This window comes from Paenibacillus sp. FSL H8-0259, from assembly GCF_037963255.1.
Taxonomy (GTDB): domain Bacteria; phylum Bacillota; class Bacilli; order Paenibacillales; family Paenibacillaceae; genus Paenibacillus_AQ; species Paenibacillus_AQ phytohabitans.
In genome coordinates this window covers 1,364,038-1,380,094 of record NZ_CP150147.1, presented here as the reverse complement: position 1 = coordinate 1,380,094, position 16,057 = coordinate 1,364,038, and the positions used below count along the sequence as shown (strand labels likewise).

The 16,057-nt window shown below is 49.0% G+C and carries 20 protein-coding genes; 2 read left to right on the top strand and 18 right to left on the bottom strand.

What is annotated here, in order from left to right; genetic code table 11:
• Positions 1–106: 106 nt before the first annotated feature.
• The 11 genes from hutH to NSU01_RS05825 all read right to left on the bottom strand — a co-directional run bounded on the left by hutH (position 107) and on the right by NSU01_RS05825 (position 7,962).
• Positions 107–1,651, bottom strand: coding sequence for a histidine ammonia-lyase (gene hutH / locus NSU01_RS05875; RefSeq protein WP_076242294.1), 1,545 nt, complete (start codon positions 1,649–1,651; stop codon positions 107–109).
• Between the two features lie 102 nt (positions 1,652–1,753).
• Complete coding sequence (locus NSU01_RS05870; protein WP_179093393.1) at positions 1,754–1,897, bottom strand: hypothetical protein; 144 nt, start codon at positions 1,895–1,897, stop codon at positions 1,754–1,756.
• Positions 1,898–1,997: 100 nt separating this feature from the next.
• A complete protein-coding gene (msrA, locus tag NSU01_RS05865) occupies positions 1,998–2,975 on the bottom strand; it encodes a peptide-methionine (S)-S-oxide reductase MsrA (protein WP_076242293.1) in 978 nt (325 codons plus the stop codon).
• Between the two features lie 174 nt (positions 2,976–3,149).
• Complete coding sequence (locus NSU01_RS05860; protein ID WP_042134071.1) at positions 3,150–3,524, bottom strand: hypothetical protein; 375 nt, start codon at positions 3,522–3,524, stop codon at positions 3,150–3,152.
• Complete coding sequence (locus tag NSU01_RS05855; RefSeq protein WP_156118540.1) at positions 3,511–3,687, bottom strand: hypothetical protein; 177 nt, start codon at positions 3,685–3,687, stop codon at positions 3,511–3,513. Before NSU01_RS05855 ends, NSU01_RS05860 begins: the two co-directional genes overlap by 14 nt.
• A complete protein-coding gene (locus NSU01_RS05850; protein ID WP_039302090.1) occupies positions 3,684–3,938 on the bottom strand; it encodes a hypothetical protein in 255 nt (84 codons plus the stop codon). The genes NSU01_RS05855 and NSU01_RS05850 overlap by 4 nt, the downstream gene beginning before the upstream one ends.
• Before the next feature lie 692 nt (positions 3,939–4,630).
• Positions 4,631–5,026, bottom strand: coding sequence for a hypothetical protein (locus tag NSU01_RS05845; RefSeq protein WP_256703722.1), 396 nt, complete (start codon positions 5,024–5,026; stop codon positions 4,631–4,633).
• Positions 5,027–5,047: 21 nt separating this feature from the next.
• Positions 5,048–5,323 carry a hypothetical protein gene (locus NSU01_RS05840; RefSeq protein WP_339302724.1) on the bottom strand — a complete coding sequence of 92 codons (276 nt, stop codon included), beginning with the start codon at positions 5,321–5,323 and terminating at the stop codon, positions 5,048–5,050.
• A gap of 361 nt (positions 5,324–5,684) precedes the next feature.
• Positions 5,685–5,858: a hypothetical protein gene (locus NSU01_RS05835; protein WP_197074335.1), complete on the bottom strand. Its 174-nt coding sequence runs from the start codon at positions 5,856–5,858 to the stop codon at positions 5,685–5,687.
• A gap of 4 nt (positions 5,859–5,862) precedes the next feature.
• The gene (locus tag NSU01_RS05830; RefSeq protein ID WP_042134062.1) at positions 5,863–6,498 is read right to left on the bottom strand and encodes a restriction endonuclease; all 636 of its coding nucleotides are present in this window, start codon (positions 6,496–6,498) and stop codon (positions 5,863–5,865) included.
• 144 nt (positions 6,499–6,642) lie between these two features.
• Positions 6,643–7,962: a kelch repeat-containing protein gene (locus NSU01_RS05825; protein WP_076242292.1), complete on the bottom strand. Its 1,320-nt coding sequence runs from the start codon at positions 7,960–7,962 to the stop codon at positions 6,643–6,645.
• 281 nt (positions 7,963–8,243) lie between these two features.
• Between NSU01_RS05825 and NSU01_RS05820 the strand changes: the two genes are divergently transcribed.
• A complete protein-coding gene (locus NSU01_RS05820; protein ID WP_076242291.1) occupies positions 8,244–9,704 on the top strand; it encodes a peptidase G2 autoproteolytic cleavage domain-containing protein in 1,461 nt (486 codons plus the stop codon).
• Between the two features lie 103 nt (positions 9,705–9,807).
• Positions 9,808–10,500 (top strand): site-specific integrase, encoded by a 693-nt coding sequence (locus NSU01_RS05815; protein ID WP_052421687.1) that lies wholly within the window; start codon positions 9,808–9,810, stop codon positions 10,498–10,500.
• Positions 10,501–10,544: 44 nt separating this feature from the next.
• Here NSU01_RS05815 and groL read toward each other — a convergent pair whose 3' ends face one another.
• The 7 genes from groL to NSU01_RS05780 all read right to left on the bottom strand — a co-directional run bounded on the left by groL (position 10,545) and on the right by NSU01_RS05780 (position 15,872).
• Positions 10,545–12,173 carry a chaperonin GroEL gene (gene groL, locus NSU01_RS05810; protein ID WP_039302101.1) on the bottom strand — a complete coding sequence of 543 codons (1,629 nt, stop codon included), beginning with the start codon at positions 12,171–12,173 and terminating at the stop codon, positions 10,545–10,547.
• A 139-nt stretch (positions 12,174–12,312) separates the two neighbouring features.
• Positions 12,313–12,594, bottom strand: coding sequence for a co-chaperone GroES (gene groES, locus NSU01_RS05805; RefSeq protein ID WP_039302104.1), 282 nt, complete (start codon positions 12,592–12,594; stop codon positions 12,313–12,315).
• Positions 12,595–12,917: 323 nt separating this feature from the next.
• On the bottom strand, positions 12,918–13,682 hold the full coding sequence (gene tatC / locus NSU01_RS05800) for a twin-arginine translocase subunit TatC (protein ID WP_039302107.1): 765 nt from the start codon (positions 13,680–13,682) through the stop codon (positions 12,918–12,920).
• Positions 13,683–13,798: 116 nt separating this feature from the next.
• A complete protein-coding gene (gene tatA, locus NSU01_RS05795; RefSeq protein WP_039302110.1) occupies positions 13,799–14,041 on the bottom strand; it encodes a twin-arginine translocase TatA/TatE family subunit in 243 nt (80 codons plus the stop codon).
• A 128-nt stretch (positions 14,042–14,169) separates the two neighbouring features.
• Entirely contained in the window at positions 14,170–14,655 is a 486-nt protein-coding gene (locus NSU01_RS05790; RefSeq protein WP_039302112.1) for a MogA/MoaB family molybdenum cofactor biosynthesis protein, read from the bottom strand.
• A gap of 90 nt (positions 14,656–14,745) precedes the next feature.
• Positions 14,746–15,222, bottom strand: coding sequence for a cyclic pyranopterin monophosphate synthase MoaC (gene moaC, locus NSU01_RS05785; protein ID WP_076242290.1), 477 nt, complete (start codon positions 15,220–15,222; stop codon positions 14,746–14,748).
• On the bottom strand, positions 15,219–15,872 hold the full coding sequence (locus tag NSU01_RS05780; RefSeq protein WP_076242289.1) for a 5-formyltetrahydrofolate cyclo-ligase: 654 nt from the start codon (positions 15,870–15,872) through the stop codon (positions 15,219–15,221). The genes moaC and NSU01_RS05780 overlap by 4 nt, the downstream gene beginning before the upstream one ends.
• Between the last annotated feature and the right edge of the window lie 185 nt (positions 15,873–16,057).

Genomic DNA, 16,057 nt, shown 5'->3' with positions numbered 1-16,057 from the left:
CCGCCCCATTGCCTCGTTTAAAACTCGCCAAAAGGCTTGATCGGCCGAACCCCGTCCTCCAGTAACTAACCGGTTAGCGGAATCGAATGTTTCTGCTTGCCCTTGATCAGGAATGAAACGGAACCAGTGCGAACAGCTCCTCCAGCACATCCGCTTCCTTCATCCACTCGGCGATGGTGGCGAAATCACCGGACAGGACCCGGTCCCCGTCTACGAACGGGACCAGCTCCCGGCAGCGGTCATACAGCCATTTCGTGCCCGCCCCGAGCAGCTGAGGCCCCCGAAAATCGGCAGCCTGCGCCCCGCAGAGCAGCTCGATCGCCAGCACCGCATAGGCATTGTCGACGATCTGCTTCGCCTTCCGGGCGGCGATCGTGCCCATGCTTACATGATCCTCCTGATTGCCGGAGGAGGGGATCGAATCCACACTGGCCGGATGAGCCAGTGATTTATTCTCGGACACCACAGACGCCGCCGCATACTGGGCGATCATGAACCCGGACTGCAGCCCCCCGTTCTTCGTCAGGAACGGGGGCAGCCCCTCGTTCAGCTGCGGATTAACCATCCGCTCGATCCGCCGCTCGGCAATATCCGCCAGCTCCGCCGCGCTGATGGACAGATGATCCATCGGCAGCGCAACCGGCTGCCCGTGGAAGTTCCCGCCCGAGATTACCTTGTCTTCATCCGCGAAGATCAGCGGATTGTCTGTGGCCGAGTTGATCTCAATCTCCAGCTTCTCTGCGATGTAAGCCAGCGCATCACGGCTTGCACCGTGAACCTGCGGCGCGCAGCGCAGCGAATAGGCATCCTGCACCCGCACTTCCCCCTGATTAGTCATCAGCTTACTGCCTGCTGTCAGATTGCGGATATTATCGGCCGCCTGGCGCTGGCCTTGATGCGGACGAACCGCATGCGTCGCCGGGTCGAACGCATCCCGGACCGCCCGCAGCGCCTCACAGCTGAGCGCGGCCGTGCAGTCGGCCCAGTTGGCCAGATTCAGCGCATCCCGGCAGGCCAGCGTGCCGACAGCGGTCATCACCTGTGTTCCGTTGATCAGGGCCAGCCCCTCCTTGGCCGCAAGGACAATTGGCGCTAGCCCCGCCTTGGACAGCGCCTGAGCACCAGGCATCCGTATACTCTGATAATAGGCTTCGCCTTCGCCGATCAGAACCAGTACCATATGCGACAAGGGAGCAAGGTCACCGCTTGCGCCCAGGGAGCCTTTCTCCGGAATCACCGGAACTACGCCCCGGTTAAGCATCTCCACCATCAGCCGGATCACCTCCAGACGGATGCCGGAATAACCAAGGGATAAGGCGTTTATCCGCAGCAGCAATATTGCGCGCACAACCTCCTCCGGGAACGGCTCGCCAATTCCGCAGCAGTGGCTGCGGATCAGATTAAGCTGCAGCTGCTTCGTATCCTCCGGCGAGATGTACGTATCACTGAATTTGCCGAAGCCGGTCGTGAGGCCGTACACCACTTTTTTCTCCAGCAGGAGCTTCTCTACATATTGGCGGGTACGGTCCACCTTGCGGCAGCTCTCCTCGCTCAGGTCCACCATCCGATAATACCGGGCCACCTTAACAACTTCCTCAATGGTTAATGTATTGCCGCGGATCATGACGGTTTGATTGTCTATCTCGGGCATATGCCTCACCTGCTTCCCGGGTAATAGAAAAAGAAAAAGCCCATACCCTAATAGAGGTACCGGCTTCTATATCACTAATCGCTAAATTACGGCTTATAATTCCTAGATATGATTGAATCCAAATCCTACCGCTTCATGCTCCACGCTGCCGGACATCTTCCCCCATACTGAAGCCGATGCTTCTCCCATGCCGGAGATCTCCTCTTTTCTTGACGTTATATAATATGCCTTACACTCGCTAATCATGAATAATCCCCATTAAAAACAAGTTAGGGCAGTCCCCCAGATCCGGAAGCCTGCCCTAATACATATGATATTCCGTCCTGAAGTCAGCCTTCATCCGGAGTTAACCTCGGCTCTCCCGCTCAAACTGCTCTAAATACCGCCCAAGCCCTTTCTCCGCAAGCTCATTCTTCGGAATAAAACGCAGTGCGGCGGAATTCACCCGGTAATGCAGCTTCGCCGGCTCCGGGCCATCGTAGGATAAATCCCCCAGATAAGCCCCGCTCAGCCTGCTGCGCAGCACCGTCCGTACTTCACCGCTGCCGTAGTCCGCTTCTCGGCGGATCAGCCCCTCTTCCACCGGCTTGGTGAATCCGGGCCAGCCGGTGCCGGCATCGAATTTGTCCGTGGAGCTGAATAGCGGATCACCGCTGATCATATCGGCGTAGATCCCTTCCCCGAAGTGGTTCCAATACTCGTTCTGATACGGCGGCTCCATAGCCTTCTTCTGGGTGACCTCATATTGCAGCTCTGTCAGCTGCTTCAGCAGCTGCTTCTTGTCTTCGCGGCTGTTCCAGTGCAGCTCCGTGAAATCATCACGGCCTGAACCCTTCTGGTACAGCTTGTAGTCCAGCGGATGGGTTCTATAATAATGCTGATGCTCCGCTTCCGCCGGATAGAAGGCTGCTGCCGGCAGAATTTCCGTCACAATCGGTGCTTTGAACCGCTTGCTGGCCTGAAGCGCCGCCTTCGACAGCTCCGCCTTCTGCCGCTGCTCTTCACTGTGTACAAAAATCGCCGCCTCGTAAGCACGCCCCCGGTCCATAAATTGCCCGCCGCCGTCTGTCGGATCAATCAGCTGCCAATAAATGTCCAGCAGACGTTCATAAGAAAAACGTTCCGGGTCAAAGGTGATCTGCACCGCCTCCCTATGCCCTGTAGCTTCTCTTCCTAATGCCTCGTAGGTAGGATTCTCCGTATGTCCTCCCGTGTAACCGGATACCACCGAGACTATACCCGGCAGCTCGTCGAACGGCTTGACCATACACCAAAAGCAGCCGCCGGCGAAGGTGGCCACCTGGAGTGTATTGTTAGTAGTCAACCAGACCGCCTCCTTGTACTCTTTTCCCCTATTATATATGAATATCCTTTTTCACGAGAGCGGAATACGCTGTGAATGCTCCATACTTCCCCGGGAGATCCCTTCCGTTGGCCAGCTCGTCCAGCACAAGAATAGCTATGATGTGAATCAGCGTCTCTCTGGGCTTATTTAGGCCTATTTGAGTCTGTTTGATTGGTTTGAACGGGCCCGGTTCTTTTCTTCACGCCGGTTGGAATCCCATAGCTCCTTATGCATCCAGCCTGCGAATACGAGCATTACGAGGGTCAGAATCAGGACATACTCCCTCATGATGCCCGATAGGCTGCCGTCCGTATTATATCCGAGAATGATGTTCAGCCGCCCCCACAACAGATTGAGGCATAGCAGTGCTACAGCCCCGTAGGTAACCCATACACTCCGGAGATACAAATTATACGTCCGCAAGGGGCCTCGTCCCATAAAATACCTGCGGTAACGGATAACATAAGCAGTAAAAGCAATAAAGGCTATCGTTTCCAGTGTGATCAGTGTCAAGTCAACAATTTCCATGCAGATCATCTCCCCTTCTACCTAAGCCGGTACGGTGCAGATCAATGAGTCTCTCCAGATCATTGGATTCATACGCTTCCTGAATTTCGCCCAAGGTATCTATTTCATGCTTGACCCGGCTGGGCTTCATCTCGTGTTTTCTGAATATATCGAGGAGCTTCACTTGTTGACGACCTCCTCATCTTTAGGTTTCTTCTCCGCAGTGCCTCTCTCGATTAGCAGCTTGACGAGCGTACGGTTATATTCATTCAGCTGCTTTTCGTTCTCTTCATCACGTTTCTGGTAATTCTGAATCACTTTCTCTTTGTTCGCAATTTGCTTAATACTCCAGATTAATGCAGTAGATAACAGGACATTTAACACGACCGAACCATTGTTATTCACAAAAAGGCCAGTCAATGCACTGAAATCCATGGGTAGTCCCCCCGTTCCTATAATGTAATCTAGATTCTGTCATCAGAAATGAATGCGCCCTTACCCCCTGTCCACTTTTTCGCCGCCAGCCATTACTACCGCTCCAATCACAACACCCTCATAGTAATCTACTCTTTCAAAAGCATATCTGATTGGGTGCAGCAGTATATTGTTAGAGCGGGGGCGGGTGGGTGTGCGGATAGATGTCCGAACAATGAAATTGTCTCTTCAGTGAGTATCCATAACAAAAAAAACCTTGCCCGACCTGGCAAGGTTTTGAAAAAGCGAATAATTAACATAAATACAACACTTATTCGTTTGTAATTCTGGATGAAGTTCACTTTCACCCAATTTATAACTTCAGCATTGAAAAGTAAGGAGCTTTGCCTAACGTAAGATTAATCAATTTTCAAATCTAAGATATATTCTACTCATGATTTAGCGGCATTCTGCTATGTGCATTGAACTCTTTCTTTATTCCTGATATTTGCACGTCAGCAGTAGTCATATTACCTTGTTTCTGTAAAACGATTTCGGCAATTCGCCACCTGTAGATAACAAGGACTTTTCCAAGGGACCCACCAACAACGATACTACTCCCAAACTGTTCAGCCAATGCTCTGCGGACCAGCTTTCTTCGGGGTGGAATGCCCCCTTCCCCTTCCCCTTCCCCATTTCTACTGTCCCGAGCGTCAACCAATCCGCAAACTTCTCCGGTGAATCCAACATATGATCCGCCCGCTCTTTCGCTTACCTGTATATCCCTGCGGAAGATCGCCTGCTATGCCTAACGTTATCCAGTTGACAAAGTCATAAGGGGAATCTGTGGCTTTATCCGCACGGATTCTTAACGTATCCATGAAACCCGTCCCAATCTCTTTGAAACTGTCCAGCGATTTTAAGAAAGCATTTTTCGACTTCTCTGGCGCTTCCGCTTGTTCATCCGGCGCTTTGCTTTTAAACAGGTTATAGCTTTCTAATTGCGCAAATGAGGAAGTTAACCGGGCGACGTCTCCCCAAGCTTCTGCACCTTGGTTCGTCATCATATGTACGCCTAAATTGACCCCTGTAGCTATCATTTGCTTCATTGTAGCATGAATGCCTTCCAGCTACCCCTTCGCCCAATTGCCCTGAACTCCATCTTCCATCCCCATCCGCAGCAGCAGTAGATACGCTTCATTCTGTACCAGAGGTACGTTACCAGACGTAATGGACGGATCATACATACATGCCTTGACTGCAGGCTGCTTGAAGTAGACACTCAGATCCTTCCCCGCCTGGTACTGGACCTCATCCACTCCAAACGATTTCAGCTTCGCCCGTGCCTCTTCCGCTAACTGGTGCACCCTATCCATCTGCGCCTGGTTTCCAAATGCCTGGTACACGCCAAAAGCCGTCTGCGCCTTGGATTTTTCACTGTTGCTGCGTGTTTTTCTCTAGGGTCTACATCATTCGCTTCCAGCACTACTTCTTCAGTTCCCGATTCCTCACTTACCAAAAACCAAGTCGCTACTTCCGGAAAATATTACCAGTCTATTATTAATCTTAAAGTCGGAGATGGTATGTGGGTATCAGGATCCAACTTTTACTATGTCCATACAGATGGAAGTATTGAAGTTAGGCAAGACGGAATGATTACAGCACTATCACCAGGGGCAAGTACTGTAGCAGCAGATTTTGGAAATGGAAATACTATGTATTATATAATTCTTGTTAAATAACAACTAAAACAAAGCCTCTCTTTTATCAAAGGGAGGCTTTGTTTGATTCCGGCGTGTATCCCTCCACTATTCCTCCATAATCCATGAGGTGACCTATAGGATCTGGATCTTCCCGGTACCAGACGGATACTTTGGATTGCGCCAGGGCTGCCGTGAAGAAGTCTTTGTCTCTCTCCAAAAATTTGTATGCAGTATTCATATTTTCACTTCACCTGCTGCTCAGCTAAGATTCGCTTCTCAGCTTTGTAGTCCTTTTTGATTACTTTATCCCCATTCATGTAGTTATCCCAGGAATCAAAAATCATATGTGCATCTGCTTCTATGATATCCTTCACCTTCTCAATCTGTCCCGCTTTAAATAAATCCATAATTGCAATAAGATCATTTCTATTATGTAGTTTTACACCGTTATACCCAGCAAGTTCTTCGCATGCAACAGTATATTGATTTGATGCGATCACCATAGACTTCTTGGCTCGGTAATACCTCATTGAGCTATAGATCTCTTGTACAGCACCTAATCCCACGGGATATGAATAACGTTTTGCTTGAACTACATTCCGATACCCGTCCCGATCCGTAAAAACTAAATCAGTTCCGAAATCTCTACTTCTTGGAGTCTTATAAGCATCTTTATATCCCAAGGCTAAAAATAGTCGATATAGGTATTCCTCAAACTCCGATCCGTCTTCCATACGGTCTACATCCTGAATTGAAATTTTGAGTGGATCAATAACTTCATGATGAGAGTACCGCGGTTTCTTCTTAGACAAAACAAAAAACACAATACCGGCAACAATGATTACGATAAGTATTGCTGCATTAAAAATTCCAAGCAATTTTAATCCCCCTATACAACAATTTAACGACTGAAATCTCCTTCCAATATAAATCTTTTGGAACATTATGTATATGTGGGGGGAATTTTCCTGAACGCATAAAAACACCCCACCATTGCTGGCAGGGTGAACTAAGAGAAGATACTATTCTGCAGAATATTCATCCACGCTGAAGGTTAAGATTTTATCGAAAATCACGTAATCCTTCCGGTTGGTGAATGGCCCTTTATTGTTATCATGCTTATCAATGGCGTATGAGACTGTGCCTGAACCGGACTGCTTATTTTCGTACCAAGCAATGAAAGCATTCACTTCAGTCATACTCAGGTCAAATTCTTTTTCAAGTCCGGTGTTCATAGTTACCACCAGGATAGCCCGGTCGCCTGCCGGCTGTTCTGGCGTAGGAGTTGTTGTTGGTACAGGAGTAGCCGTCGGCTCCGGTGAAAGTGTTGGTGTAGCAGTGGGTGTCGGAGTTGCAATAGTTATAGATTCCACTGAGCCGATACTCTTGTTTGCAGTAGTGCTTGCGCTTCCCCCAATGACAAATATTTGATCTTTGTACACAATGGCACTAGTCCCGCTTCTAGCCTCATTTAAATTACTATGGGACTCCCATTTGTTAAGCAAAGGATTATAGAATTCTGTTGTGTTAGTTTCCTGAGTGGGGCTTACCCCTCCCATAACATAAATTTGATCATTAACCACGCCAACAGCCGGACCTCCACGAGTATAACTCATGCTGGCCTTATTGCTCCAAGTGTCATTCACTGGATTATACTCACGCATTGTTTCATAAGTATAAATTTGTCCGCCACTAAATGCTCTTCCACCTACCAAGTAAATATTGTTGTTATACGTTACTGCAGTAGCCACATGCACATTTCTATCCATTTGTTTTTTTGGCGTCCAGGAGTCACTAACAGGATCATATTCGTATACATAGTTATAGGAAATATATCTGTCTGTGAATGACAATCCACCAAAAAGATATATCTTTCCATTGTAACTTGCAGCTGTTTGGCCCGTGAGAGATACCGGCATAGTAGACTTCTTTGTCCAAGTATCTGATGCTGGATCGTAAACTTCTACAGCATTGCTAAAGATCCCTTTACTAACAGTATAATAATTTCCTGTATATCCACCAAAAACATATATCTTTCCATCAACCACTGAAAATGCAGAACCTGCTCTTGGAGTAGGCATGTTTGCTTTTGTTTCCCAAGTTTTAGTTTCAATATTGTATTTTTGAACGTAATTAAAGGACATATCCCCGCTAGACCCACCAATGACATAGATGCTTCCATTCACTTGGGCCGTAGCTGCACCAGCTACAGGATGAGGTAGATTGGCAACAATCGACCAGTTTCCGCTACTTTCGGCTGCAGTTGCTTTTGGGAATGAGATAGATAGCACTACCAATATAGCGCATAATAACAGCATTCCCATTTTTAAAACTCTTTTCATATTATACTCTCCCTCTATTTTTGCGTTTCTTCGTAAGCCTACACTAAATAGAGGCGAACAAACAGTCTGTTTATCGACAGGAATTTACAATACACTTAAGGGTTATTGAGGAAATATGTGGATTTAAGTTACTGTACAAAAAAACCCGCCGAACAGTTAAGATTGATGGGCTTTTTTCTCCGTGTTTTTCAGTGCGTTTATACCGGAGGTATATGCCGTGTCCATTCCTTCTACTCCCAAATAGGTTAGAGAGTAGGACAAATAATTAGGAGGAATGACATATGGCAGACGAAGGATGTAATCAAAATGCTTCTGGGCCTTGCTCAGATGCGGAAGGGAACTCAACCACAGCGAGTGGGTTTGCTGCACATGCAGAAGGTTATGAAACTACGGCCAGCGCTTCGGCATCTCATGCAGAAGGACACCAAAGCTTTGCTAGTATGGACATGGCTCATGCCGAAGGAAATTACACCAGTGCATCGGGCGCAGCCTCACATGCAGAGGGCTTCATGACGTTGGCGACAATAGATGCTGCTCACGCCGAGGGAGCATATACAACAGCCTCAGGATTGGAATCGCACGCTGAAGGCTATTTCACACTTGCATCTGGTGAGGCTTCACATGCCGAAGGATCCAGAACCAACGCCTCAGGCTACGGATCGCATACAGAAGGCGCGGCTACGAATGCCAGCGGAATTGCATCACATGCTGAGGGTGTAGGCGCTGCAGCGATTGGAGAAGCATCCCATGCGGAAGGAACGAATACTAGCGCGGTAGCAAGAAATTCGCATGCGGAGGGACAATTCACTGTGGCTAGTGGTGAAAATTCGCATGCAGAAGGGCTAAGTAATACTGCATCTGGAAATGATTCACATGTCGAGGGTCTATGGACTCTGGCTTCCGGCATTTCTTCTCATGCGGAAGGAGCGTACACTGTAGCTAGCGGAAGCTCTGCACATGCCCAAGGACAGAACACTATAGCTAGCGGGGTAGCTTCGCATGCAGAAGGAGTTGCCACGGAAAGCTTCGGATACTGTTCACATGCAGCTGGACGTCGTACTGTTGCTATGCATCAACAATCGTATATCATGGGTTTCAACGGAGTGACTCGATACGTTAATTCATGGCATTTAGCCAATGGGGACAGTTTTACTCCTTCGTTATCTGCTATAATCGAAGGCCTTACCGGCAATATTTATATTAATGGCACCGTAATGTCTCCTGCAGCCGACTACGCCGAATTATTTGAAACCGTCGATGGGCTGCCAATAGAACCAGGATATTTCGTGACTACGAAAGGTGAAAAAGTCAGAAAAGCAACGCCAGAAGATAATTACATTCTTGGGGTCATAAGCGCAAGACCTTCAATTATAGGGGATGCAAATCATTTGAACTGGAAAGGGAAATATATGTTAGATGAGTGGGAACGGATAAAGTATGAGGTTATAGAAATTCCTGCTTCGAAAGACGAAGAGGGAAATATTATTACACCATCGCACTCTATGAAATCGGGAATAATAAGTTCTGAATATGATCCCACCCAGGAGTATATCTCCCGGATTGACCGTCCCGAATGGGTGGCTGTAGGAACAATGGGAAAACTTCTTGTTCGGGATGATGGAACATGCCGAGAAGACGAATTTTGCCTTCCTAATTCGGACGGGGTAGCAACGGCAGCTTCCGAGGGCTACCGCGTCTTGGCTAGAACAGGACCAAATCAAATTAGAATTTTTGTCAAATAACTACAGCATCTAAAAAAGCCCATCGACCCGTTAAGGTTGACGGGCTTTTTTTGAATGCTTTCGGACTGCACGCTCGGTGCTTCCGATCCGAGAAAATGAAATTTTGATACCGAAATATCTCGAAAAGGAAGAGCTTCACCTGTTTCTGGAAACAGCAAGAGTACACGGTCTAGATCGAGATTACGAAATATTCCATACTCTTGCATACACCGGTATACGAGTAGGCGAGTTGTGTGCCTTGATGGATAGCGCAGCAAACGCAAAAGAGTCCACCATAAAGATTAACAAAACATTATACAATCCAAATAACAATTCCACTCAATACGTACTTAACACACCTAAGACAAAAAGTTCAATTCGAGAAATAATTGTTGACGAAGAAGTGATCAATAATATAACCAATCTACAAAAATATAATGAGATGGAAAAGGCGATAAAGAAAGAGGCTTATCATGATCACGGATTTATTTTCTGTAAGAGAGGGCAATTCGCGGGGTATCCAGAAGTAATAAAAATGATTCAACTAAGAATGGCAAGATTACTGAGAATTGCCGGATTGAGTTTAGAGTTAACACCCCACTCCTTAAGACATACACATACATCTTTATGTGCCGAGGCCGGCGTATCTTTGGAGCAAATTATGGAACGCCTTGGACATAAGGACGACAAAATAACGAAAACCATTTACTTACACATCACCAAACCTAAAAAGAAAGAGGCCTCACAAAAGTTCACAGAACTAATGAGAGGCCTAAAAAATGACTCCAATGTTAACAAATCGTTAACAACAGAATGATATTTAAAGAAAAACCCTTGTTACAGCAAGGGTTTTTCCGTTTCTTACATCATGCCGCCCATACCGCCCATACCGCCCATATCAGGCATTCCGCCCTTTTCAGGTTCTGGCTTGTCAGCGATAACAGCTTCAGTAGTCAGGAACATTGCAGCTACGGAAGCCGCGTTCTGCAGAGCATAACGGGTTACTTTCGCAGGGTCAACGATACCCGCTTCGAACATGTTTACCCACTCATCGGTAGCAGCGTTATAGCCGATACCTACAGCTTCTTTTTTCAGACGGTCCACGATAACGGAACCTTCCTGGCCTGCGTTAGCAGCGATGGTGCGAACAGGTTCTTCCAGTGCGCGCAGCACGAGGTTAACGCCGGTTCTTTCGTCGCCTTCAGCTACTACAGCAGCAACAGCAGCATATACGTTCACAAGAGCAGTACCCCCACCGGATACGATACCTTCTTCAACCGCAGCGCGGGTTGCGTTCAGGGCATCTTCGATGCGGAGCTTGCGCTCTTTAAGTTCAGTTTCAGTAGCAGCACCGACTTTGACAACGGCTACGCCGCCAGCCAATTTAGCCAGACGCTCCTGCAGTTTTTCTTTGTCGAACTCGGAAGTCGTTTCTTCCAGCTGGGAGCGGATTTGGCTTACACGTGCATTGATATCCGCCTTGTCGCCGCTTCCGTCTACGATTGTAGTGTTTTCTTTGGTTACGCGCACTTGGCGTGCGTTACCCAGTTGCTCGATGGAAGTGCTTTTCAGATCAAGTCCAAGCTTCTCAGTGATCACTTGGCCGCCTGTCAGAGCAGCGATATCCTGCAGCATAGCTTCGCGGCGGTCGCCGAATCCAGGAGCTTTAACAGCTACTGCATTGAACGTTCCGCGCAGTTTGTTCACGATCAGCATTGCCTGAGCTTCGCCTTCGATATCTTCAGCGATGATAACCAGCGGACGCGCCTGTTGAACGATCTTCTCAAGCAAAGGAAGAATTTCCTGAGTGCTGCTGATTTTTTTGTCAGTGATCAGGATGTACGGGTTCTCCAGAACAGCTTCCATTTTGTCCGTATCAGTAATCATGTACGGGGAAATGTAACCACGGTCGAACTGCATACCTTCTACCACTTCAAGCTCAGTCAGGAATCCGCGGGATTCTTCAACGGTGATAACACCGTCTTTGCCGACTTTTTCCATAGCTTCAGCAATCAGTTGGCCTACTTCTTCGTCAGCAGCAGAGATAGCAGCTACTTGTGCGATGGACTGGGAATCTTCGATAGGCTTGGAAATTCTCTGCAGTTCAAGAACAGCAGCTTTAACCGCTTTGTCGATCCCTTTACGCATAACCATAGGGTTAGCGCCTGCAGTAACGTTCTTCAGACCTTCACGGATCATGGCTTGAGCCAGAACTGTTGCAGTTGTAGTACCGTCACCGGCTACATCGTTAGTTTTGGTAGCAACTTCTTTAACAAGCTGCGCGCCCATGTTCTCGAATGCATCTTCAAGCTCGATTTCTTTGGCGATGGTAACACCATCATTAGTGATCAGCGGGCTGCCGAATTTCTTCTCAAGCACCACGTTACGGCCTTTAGGTCCGAGTGTAACTTTAACCGCATTTGCCAAAGCATCAACCCCGCGCAGCATAGCGCGGCGGGCATCTTCACTGAATTTAATTTCTTTTGCCATTGTGTTGTTAACCTCCTAAAAGTTTTGTGTAGCATTCGCTTCATTAATTTCACTTCGTACAAAACTCGCTTCGAAAGCATAAACTTAAGTTTTGTGTATATAAGTAATCGGGGTCTAACTTATGAAAGGCTCTAACAGACTAGTCAAGAATCGCGTGAATGTCGCTTTCTTTCATAATCAGATATTCTTTGCCTTCGTATTTGATTTCAGTTCCGGCATATTTCGAGAAAAGCACACGGTCGCCTTCTTTAACTTCCAGCGCTACACGTACTCCGTCTTTCAAAGCTCCGCTGCCTACAGCGATAATTGTGCCTTCTTGCGGTTTCTCCTTGGAAGAGTCCGGAAGCACGATCCCGAAAGAAGTGGTTTGCTCTTGCTCGCTTGGTTCTACCAATACGCGTTCACCTAGTGGTTTAATCATGAAAAAATAGCCTCCTTTGAAATTATGTTGTTTACCTTGAAAACATAGATTGAACTGCCGGGAATCTTAGCGGTCCTTATGGCACTGTTGAGAATCAGCATACTTAAATGCTGTTTCGCCGGCCCATTCCCTATTTTCCACAGCGTTAGCACTCAACTGCTTGCAGTGCTAACAACAATTTTTATGATACTCAACTTGAAGACGGATTTCAAGTCCTTTTACGTAAAATCGTATTTGTTTTGGGGAAAATTATGGTTTCAGGGGTTGTCCGGCACATACTCTCTTACATTCTATCCACCAGGGGGCAAAATATGCCCCCTCCATTACTCCGCCTTAATATAACGTGCTTCCCGCTGCGCATCCTCCGCCAACTGCCTCCGGTAAACGAACGCAGACAGAAATACACTGAATTCATACAGCACCAGAAGCGGAATTGTCACCAGAAAATCCGAGATGAAATCGGGCGGTGTGATCACCACAGCAATAAATACAAGCGCAAAATAGGCATACCGCCGCATCCGGCGCAGGCGCAGCGGATTGAGCACTCTCAGCTTGGTCAGGAACATGACAATCAGCGGCAGCTCGAAGAGCAAGGCCAGCGGGATCACCAGACTGAACAGGAAATTGAAATATTCGGCTATGCCGTATGTCTCCTCAAGTCCCATGCTGCGCGTAATCGAGATCGTAAAGGACAAGGCCATAGGAAATACGATGTAATAGGCAAAGGCTATGCCCAGAATAAACAGAACGAACACATACGGCACATAACGCAGCGCTGCGCTGCGTTCAACGGGCCGAAGGCCCGGGCTGATGAAGGCCCACAGCTGAAAGACAATAAACGGCACGGAGAACGCCAGTGACACGGCCATGGCAATCTTCATGTACATGCCGATCCCGTCCCAGAAAGAGAAGGCATGCAGCACGAATCCCTGGGCAGGGTCAGCACTGATAAGATACAAATAGATCGGTTTGGCAACGAACAACCCGAGTACAAGTCCGGCTGCAAATACGATCAGCACGTAGATAAGCCGTCTGCGCAGTTCCGTCAGATGATCGACCAAAGACATTTCTTCCGCTTCCAGAGACATGACTGACACCACCCGAAATAAACTATGAAAATGGCTATATCGATTAGAGAAAAAAGAGGCGCCACCCCAGTCTGAAGCAGACCTGGGTAAGACGCCCCTGCGTAAGTGGATGGAAATTATTCCGGCAGACGGCGGTCCTGCGGAAGTTCTGCTGCTACAGTCTGCGGAGCCGGAGGAGCAGGCACTTCACTCTTCCGGGCCGGTTCCGGTTCATTAATGATCTCCCGCGCCCCGTCCTTGAATTCACGGAAGGTACGTCCGACTGCCCGCCCAAGCTCAGGAAGCTTATTCGGGCCAAAGAGCAGGAGCGCCAAGATAACCAATAGAATAATTCCGGGTGCACCAATACCATTTAGCATTACTGTTTCCTCCCATCACTCTATCCGTTCATGATATCGTTAACGATAAATTAATAATACCATAACTTATATCACACATCCATCGTCTAGAGTGACGAATCATGCTGAAGTTACCGGAGCATGTGCACTTATTGCCGGTATTGTCCGGTAACCATCAGCAAGGCTTCAGGCAGCTGATCCATAATAGCCGCCAGGTTCTCATGCACACCCTTAGGATTGCCGGGCAGATTGACAATCAATGTCCGGCCGCGGATGCCGCAGATTCCCCGGAACAGCATCACCGCCCGGTTCTTCTGCATCACTGTGCTGCGCATCGCCTCGGAGAGTCCAGGGACTTCACGTTCAATGACACGCCGTGTAGCCTCCGGTGTAACGTCGCGGATCGCCAGATCGGTTCCTCCGGTAGTCAGCACCAGATCCGCCTGGAAATAATCCGTCAGTTCAATCAATGCAGCAATAATCTCATCCTGCTCATCGGGTACGATCCGGTATTCTACAATCTCGCCTCCAAGCTCTTCTTCCACCAGTTCCCGAATAACCTGGGCGCTCGTGTCTTCCCGTTCGCCTCTGGCCCCTTTATCGCTGGCCGTCAGGATTGCTGTTTTCCACGCCATAGGTTGTCCCTCCCTCTCTATGTACTATGTAAGTCCGGCTGCTTGATACAGCCGCTGCCCGCACCTTCAGCGTAATTCTCATGCTGTTAGCTATTCTTCCTCCAGCGCGTAATCGCCATTCTTGCCGCCGCTCTTGGACACCAGCAGGGTAGGTCCGATAATCATATCCTTCTGCAGCGCCTTGCACATGTCGTATACGGTCAACGCCGCTGCTGAAACTGCAGTCAGCGCCTCCATCTCCACACCGGTTTTGCCGGTAGTCTTGACGGTTGCTTCTATATATAGTTCATCTTTGCTGTTATCCGAGAAGCTGATATCCACCCCGGTAAGCGGCAAAGGATGGCACATCGGAATCCAGGCGGAGGTCTGCTTGGCAGCCATAATTCCCGCAACCTGGGCTACGGCGAGCACATCTCCCTTGCTGATTCTGCCCGCTTTAATGGCGGTAAGCGTCTCCGGGGCCATCTGCACCCGGCTTCGCGCCGCCGCTGTCCGGCTGGTGACTTCCTTCTCGCTCACATCCACCATGCGGGCTCTGCCCTGTTCATTGAAATGAGTTAACTTCATGTCTTCCTCTCCTTCCGGCAGTCCCAAATGCCGTTCTCCGTAATCAGCACATCCATTAAGGCATCATGCTCTTCCAGCGGCACTTCAGGTACCAGCTGCAGGCTAAAAGCCAGTCCCACCCACAGGGGCCTGGCGGCAGATTCAGGAAGCTCTGCTTCCCACGCTGCCCGCAGGCGGTCATAGTAGCCCTGCCCATAGCCGAGCCGCCCGCCGCGCAAGTCGAAGGCCAGGCCGGGTACGAATACGGCATCCGGCAGGCCGGATCTCTCACTCTTGCCGGCGTAAGCGCCGTGACCTGCTATTTCGATTACGGGCTCCGGTATACCGTAAGCTCCCGGAGCAAGCTCTTCCCAGGACCGGACCGGATGGATGCCCAGGACTCCGCTCTCCCGGACGACCCTCGGAAGCAGCACTTCATGTCCTCTGGCCCAAGCTTCAGCCAGCAGTGGGCGGCAATCCAGCTCAGAGCGGAACGGGGCATAGGCCAGCAGTGAATCCCCTTGCTCCTGAGAGAACCAGGTCAAGGCATGACTGCATACCAGAGCAGACAACCGGCCTCTCTGTTCCATGGATAGTCCGTCCCGGAGAGCGGCCTTCCCGGCACGCAGCTCACGCTTCCGGAGAGCAAGCCGCATGCTGCTGTCCTGCATAGGCAGCCGCCTCCTCTTCAACATGTTCCTAGCTTATCATAGTTTGTAAGCTCAGTTTACCACTCTTCTCCCCGGTTCGCCAAGGCTATGGCATTTACATTGTTAGAAGAATGTTCTGCGCACTGTCTTTGACCGTCCCGCCGTGAAATGCCGGGAGCCCGGACAGCTGATCTGCCGCCGTCAGG

Excerpts from the sequence above, each read along its gene's own strand:
- NSU01_RS05845 (WP_256703722.1), bottom strand. The coding sequence starts at position 5,026 with ATGAAGCAAATGATAGCTACAGGGGTCAATTTAGGCGTACATATGATG.
- tatA (WP_039302110.1), bottom strand. The coding sequence starts at position 14,041 with ATGCTAAATGGTATTGGTGCACCCGGAATTATTCTATTGGTTATCTTG.
- NSU01_RS05835 (WP_197074335.1), bottom strand. The coding sequence starts at position 5,858 with ATGAATACTGCATACAAATTTTTGGAGAGAGACAAAGACTTCTTCACG.
- NSU01_RS05825 (WP_076242292.1), bottom strand. The coding sequence starts at position 7,962 with ATGAAAAGAGTTTTAAAAATGGGAATGCTGTTATTATGCGCTATATTG.
- groES (WP_039302104.1), bottom strand. The coding sequence starts at position 12,594 with ATGATTAAACCACTAGGTGAACGCGTATTGGTAGAACCAAGCGAGCAA.
- groL (WP_039302101.1), bottom strand. The coding sequence starts at position 12,173 with ATGGCAAAAGAAATTAAATTCAGTGAAGATGCCCGCCGCGCTATGCTG.
- NSU01_RS05860 (WP_042134071.1), bottom strand. The coding sequence starts at position 3,524 with ATGGAAATTGTTGACTTGACACTGATCACACTGGAAACGATAGCCTTT.
- moaC (WP_076242290.1), bottom strand. The coding sequence starts at position 15,222 with ATGAAGTTAACTCATTTCAATGAACAGGGCAGAGCCCGCATGGTGGAT.
- tatC (WP_039302107.1), bottom strand. The coding sequence starts at position 13,682 with ATGTCTCTGGAAGCGGAAGAAATGTCTTTGGTCGATCATCTGACGGAA.
- NSU01_RS05820 (WP_076242291.1), top strand. The coding sequence starts at position 8,244 with ATGGCAGACGAAGGATGTAATCAAAATGCTTCTGGGCCTTGCTCAGAT.
- NSU01_RS05870 (WP_179093393.1), bottom strand. The coding sequence starts at position 1,897 with ATGATTAGCGAGTGTAAGGCATATTATATAACGTCAAGAAAAGAGGAG.
- NSU01_RS05850 (WP_039302090.1), bottom strand. The coding sequence starts at position 3,938 with ATGGATTTCAGTGCATTGACTGGCCTTTTTGTGAATAACAATGGTTCG.
- NSU01_RS05780 (WP_076242289.1), bottom strand. The coding sequence starts at position 15,872 with ATGCAGGACAGCAGCATGCGGCTTGCTCTCCGGAAGCGTGAGCTGCGT.
- NSU01_RS05790 (WP_039302112.1), bottom strand. The coding sequence starts at position 14,655 with ATGGCGTGGAAAACAGCAATCCTGACGGCCAGCGATAAAGGGGCCAGA.
- hutH (WP_076242294.1), bottom strand. The coding sequence starts at position 1,651 with ATGCCCGAGATAGACAATCAAACCGTCATGATCCGCGGCAATACATTA.